This is a genomic window from Vibrio sp. 10N.222.46.A1, assembly GCF_041473595.1.
Taxonomy (GTDB): domain Bacteria; phylum Pseudomonadota; class Gammaproteobacteria; order Enterobacterales; family Vibrionaceae; genus Vibrio; species Vibrio tasmaniensis_A.
Map to the genome: position 1 here is coordinate 1 of NZ_JBFRSN010000273.1, position 2,233 is coordinate 2,233.

Annotated in this window: 3 protein-coding genes; all 3 read right to left on the bottom strand. The window is 43.2% G+C overall.

Features of this window, described 5'->3' with window-relative positions; translation table 11 throughout:
* Nucleotides 1-494 (bottom strand): type VI secretion system contractile sheath small subunit (gene tssB, locus AB4496_RS09320; RefSeq protein ID WP_372130855.1); only part of this gene is annotated, 494 nt, incomplete at its 3' end.
* Between the two features lie 19 nt (nt 495-513).
* Nucleotides 514-1,035 (bottom strand): type VI secretion system tube protein Hcp, encoded by a 522-nt coding sequence (locus tag AB4496_RS09325; protein WP_009846608.1) that lies wholly within the window; start codon nt 1,033-1,035, stop codon nt 514-516.
* Between the two features lie 34 nt (nt 1,036-1,069).
* A partial coding sequence (locus AB4496_RS09330; RefSeq protein WP_372130857.1) for an ImpA family type VI secretion system protein occupies nt 1,070-2,233 on the bottom strand: 1,164 nt, incomplete at its 5' end.

The window sequence follows — 2,233 nt, forward strand, 5'->3', positions numbered from 1 at the left end:
CCTTCTTCTTTTATACCTAGCTCATCAGAAAGCGCATTAATCGTGTCTGCACTTTGTAGAACTTCTTTAAGCAGTTTTTCTAGGTCGCGAGAACGATCGGCTTTAGAAAGAAGCACTTTCAGTTGGTTACGGGTTTCAACTAGTTTTTTTAGCGGTTCAACTTGCTCGATAATTGCTTCAGGTTCGAAATCTTTCATCGAGTCAAATTTAAGGCTTGCTTCAAACTGGCTGTCATCACCTGCAAGTACGTTGTCTACTTTTAGGGATAACTCAGGGCCAACGCGCTTCATTACAGTATCGAAGTTGTCTTTATCAACGTTGTAGAAAGTACGGTCTTCTACTTCTTCTTTGTCTTGCTTATGGCCTGAGTAGTCACCAATAACCCCAACAACAAAAGGGAGCTCTTTGGTTTCTACAGCGCCATTAGTCTCAACGTCATAGGTAATACTTACGCGGTTCTTACTTACGCGTTTATGTTGGGAATTTAGTGCCACGTTAACTCTCCTTGATTAATTACTTAGCAGTTGAAGTGACTTTAGCTGTAGTCGCGTCGAAGCCAACTTCAGGGCCTTTCTCGATCTTACCGCCGTCAGCTTCAATGTAGTAAGCCTTAGAAATTTGAGTGTAGGTTAGGCTGAAAGATTCGCTAGGAAGTGAACCGTCTGTACCTGACATATTGTAGCTAGACATACGAGCCATTTTCATCGTTAGAATTAGGTATGGATCTGCACCAGAACCTTCACGGTTTGGTTTTGTCATAACGATTTCAACAGTGCGACCTTCTGGACCCGGAGCGTACAAGAAAGTAGTTAGATGTGGCGACGCACCATCACAGCCACGAGAAATGTTAACTTCGCCAAGAGCAACCATGCCTTGGTCAGCATTGTTTGCGTTACCTACATCGATGCCAACACCACGGACAGCGCTCCAAGAAATACTATCGAGTGCGAAGAAACCATCTTTGCCCCCGATTTTTTCTACCGTTGCTGCACCTTTTGGTGTCGTACCTTCAATTCTCATAAAAATAGAAGCCATAGTGTTTCTCCTTGCTTAATGCAATTAATGGGCTTTACCACTCAAAATCTTGCATGCTGCTTGATGATGAGTTGGAAGTAGATTCAGATGCTTGGTTGGTATCTGCTGTGCTATTTGGACTAATAGGAATTGGCGTTACTTTAGTTGGTTCCTCAATAGTCGGTTTCGACACCGGAGCGAACTCTGGTGCTGAAGTTATTACTGGGACGGGCTTGCCTGACAAGTCCAACTTGTCTAGGTTATCCATCCCGGTCATTTGATTAATTTGAGCGATCACACTTTGCTCATTACCTATCATTTCTTGGAGTAGTTCTGGGAAACTCATGTAACCCCAACGAATTGAACGCTCCAATAAAAAGGCGATTGGGCTATGAGGTTCAGTCTCTTTAAAATACTCAGCAATTTTTCTAATTTCCTGAAACGCATGATCACGATTAACAATACCGTTAATACTCGACACGTTTTGAACAATCGTCTGAGTTTGGGTTTGAGAGGGGTGGCCATTTGATGATTGAACCTGACCGTTATCTACCACGCTCCCGTTACCTTGATTCACTGGCTCTGAATTATGGCCTGTTCCTGTTGCTGAAATAGGTTCATTTTTGACGGCAACCGTCTGTTCCGATGCCGAAGGTATTGAATCGCTTTGTTCGCGCGTTTCGGTTGAGCTTTGGATGACGTGGAAGTTGTCGTCCAAAGGCCAAGGAGCGAATTTTTCTCCTACTAGGAAATGAATCGCTTTGATCAGGTCACGTACGTTGGTTTTGATAAAGTTGAAACTGATCACCGAGGCGCTAACAGCTTGGCACTTTTCAGCCAGGTTTTTCTCTGCCATTTCCAGATCACTATAGATACTGGCCAAATGGAAGAGTGTTTCTGCAACGCTTTGATCAAACGCGTTCAAGGCTGATTCTTTCAGTTCAGCGATGTTACCTTTTCGTTCGGCTGTGAGGTAATCCCCAAAAGTTACACCTGAACAAAAATCAAGCATTTGAAAAGGTATGTAAAGAGAACTGGAGTCCAGTGATTCACCAACTAGCTGAAGTAGAGATTTAGCTCTGAACTCCGTGATTTCCTTTGCTTTTCCTGCATCATCAGAAGCTTTTAATTTAGCGTCTGGTAGCATTGGATTTAGCGTATCCCAAAATTGGTTGATGAAAAGGTTTAAAGCTGGGATAGCTGTAGCAAGGTTATGAAA